At 54.4% G+C, this 2,907-nt stretch carries 3 protein-coding genes; all 3 read left to right on the plus strand.

Annotated features, from left to right (window positions below; translation table 11 throughout):
- The coding region (locus ACOYIE_RS10260; RefSeq protein WP_433412893.1) for an alpha-galactosidase at positions 1-536 on the plus strand (536 nt) is incomplete at its 5' end.
- 22 nt (positions 537-558) lie between these two features.
- Positions 559-1,332: a polysaccharide deacetylase family protein gene (locus ACOYIE_RS10265; protein WP_009324211.1), complete on the plus strand. Its 774-nt coding sequence runs from the start codon at positions 559-561 to the stop codon at positions 1,330-1,332.
- Positions 1,329-2,907, plus strand: a 1,579-nt coding sequence (locus ACOYIE_RS10270) for a chondroitinase family polysaccharide lyase (protein WP_433412896.1), incomplete at its 3' end; no start/stop codon positions are given. The genes ACOYIE_RS10265 and ACOYIE_RS10270, both read left to right, overlap by 4 nt.

Consider the following 2,907-nt stretch of genomic DNA (forward strand, 5'->3'; position numbering starts at 1 on the left):
GTCTCGACAGCAACGGAACTTGGGACAACCTTCTGTCTCGCATTCTGGCTTACACCCCTTGGAAGGAGCATACAGGCAATGGACATTACTTTGATCTCGACATGCTGGAATTCGGAGAGATGTCCCTGTTCCGCAGCGAACTGACAGATGACGAAAAAATTGTAGCGTACACAGCGCGAATCCTCCTGTTGTCACCGATTCAATTGAGCTGCCGTATCGGAGGCCTCACCGAATTTGAATTGGATCTCATCTGCAACGAAGAAGTTATCGCTCTGCATCAGGATGGACTGATGCACGCGCCCACGCTTATAGACGCAGATGCTTTGCTGTATACCTATCGCCGCCCTCTGGAAAACGGCGATATTGCCCTGGCATTTTTCAATCTTTCCGAACAGCCCCGGCGCGCTTCCTATGTGCTTCCCGACCGCTGCTCTGTGCGCGACGTCTGGCGCCGAGAGGATGAGGGAGAATGCACCCGGCTGCAATATTTTTTGCCGCCGCATACGGTAAAGCTGCTGCGGCTGCACCAGTGTTAAAAACCAAAGGAGTGACATGTTTATGATTCGTCTTCTTTACCCGGGCGGTAAAACCAAGGCGCTCACCTTCAGCTATGACGACGGCAAAATCCACGATCGACGCCTCGTTAAACTATTCAATACGCATGGATTGAAAGCAACTTTTCATCTGAATTCCGGCCTGCTTGAACATCCCGGCACCATTTCCAGGCAAGAGGCCGCCTCCCTTTACGATGGCCATGAGGTTGCGTGCCACGGTGTTCTTCACGCCTTCCCCTCGCAGCTTTCCAATCCGGCTTTGGTGCGGGAATTTCTGGATGACCGCATTGCTCTGGAACAATGTACCGGCCGTTTCATCACCGGACTTTCTTATGCGTATGGCGACCACTCTCCCGAGGTGAGGGCTGCCGCGCACGCAGCAGGCTTATTGTATGCGCGTACAGTGCGCAGTACAGGGAAATTTTTCCCTCCAGCGGATTTTCTGCAATGGGACCCTACCTGCCATCACGCCCGCGCCTTGGACGACGCCGCGTTGACAGATGCTTTTCTTGAGGCGCCCGGCGATACTTATCCGATGCTGTACTATATCTGGGGACACAGCTATGAATTTGAGCGCGACCACACCTGGGAACAGATGGAGTCGCTTTGCCGGCGCCTGGCAGGCCGGGACGATATCTGGTATGTCACAAATATTGATTATTACCACTATCTGCAGGCCGCGCGCCGCCTGGTATACAGCGCGCAGGGCGACCGCGTTTACAATCCGACCGGAATAAAGGTCTGGGTCTGCGACAATGGCCTGGTCCGCACAGTGTGAAAATTCCCGCCGCATTCATCCGTTGCTTCAGGGAGGCTGCTGATATGTCATTTCTGACGGTCCCTACAGATGGAATAGCCACCGTATTTCATGCCACAGACAGCCGGGTCACTCGCTCTCATCTCTGTGGAACAGACGGCTCCGGCATTCGATGGCGCTTTTGCGACGGTGCAACGCTGACGCTTGAACGCCGCTTTGCCATGCCCGGCCTTGTAGTACAGCCGCCGCGTGTGCCCGGCTTTGCCTTCCGAATCTACTGTATGGCCCCGTCCGGCGAACAGCTTCATTTTACTTTTTCGGCAGCGGATGGAAGGAGTCTGCGGCTTACTTTACGGCTCAACTTTCATGGCTGGAAAGAGTTTTGCATTCCATACGAACGCGGCTTTATGTTGGGCCATACTGCGCCGGATGCATTATGCCGCCTGTGTATACAGGCGGAAACGGGTGGCGGCTTCTCCAACATTCTTTTTCGGGATATTCGCCTTTGGGCGGCAGTGGATGCACTTTTTGTTTATCCCTCCCTTTGCGCACAGGTCCGGCACCTCGCCTGCCATCCGCGCCGTTTTCCCGCAGAAATATATGAGGACAACGCGCCATGCCGCAATGCTCCGGTTTTCCCTCTTCCCGAATATGTCACAGAAAACGAACTTTCCGCTTTTGCGGAAATCACACGGCGTTACGAAGCATTCTGCGATACATTGGACACACCTCCGTATACCCAGCCCGCGCCGGATGCATTGGAACGGGCCCAGGCTTTTTTCCGTTCCATGACTCTGCGCATACGGCACGGGCAGGTAACCGGGCAGCCTATCCATGATATCACCGCTTACGCACATGCCATGGCTGCCTTTGCCCGCGCCTATTGTGCCGCGCCATCCGTTGAGCTCCTTGAACAGTATGTCCTGCTTCTGCGTCATCTTGAGGAACAGAACATCGCATTTAACTGGTACCATGGACGCGGCATCGCGTCAAGCGTGCTGCGTATGCGAAAGCCACTGGCTGCAGGCGGCATGTTGTCTCACACAATAAGCTTTCTGCGGCAGGCATATGAGTTCGGCAAAGTGTATACTGTTAGCTCCCATCATGGCATACCCGGTAAGATTTTTGAAGATTCCGATGCCGTCGCTACAGAGCTCCCCAGTCTGCTCGCTTGTATTCTGCTGACCGAAAGCACTCCGGAAAAGGTTCGTGATATGCGCCACTTCCTTTACTATCTCGAACATGTTTGTCTGGGAACGGCTCCCGGTATTGCCAGCGGCTACAAGCCGGACGGCACCATATTCCATCATGGCGGTTACATTCGCAATTATCAAAAAGTGGCGCTCTATACATTGGCGCGCATTCTGCGGTTACTGTCAGGCACGGTGTTCGAGCCGTCCTCTGCTTTACATGCGCGCATACGTGCTATCCTAGAAACGGAATACGCTTTTTCCTGCGGGGTATATGAGCCGTTTTGCCTGGCACAGTACGCTTTCCAGCCGGACAACGCTTCCAGCGTCAGCGAATTTGCCGATACTGCCATCGCAACACAGGACGAGGTGTTGGCACGACAGTATGTTGCCTTGGCCCGCTCCT

It is taken from the genome of Agathobaculum sp., from assembly GCF_050946325.1.
Taxonomy (GTDB): Bacteria; Bacillota; Clostridia; order Oscillospirales; family Butyricicoccaceae; genus Agathobaculum.

Bases quoted from the DNA above. Each gene is read 5' to 3' on its own strand.
- ACOYIE_RS10265 (WP_009324211.1), top strand. From the start codon at position 559: ATGATTCGTCTTCTTTACCCGGGCGGTAAAACCAAGGCGCTCACCTTC.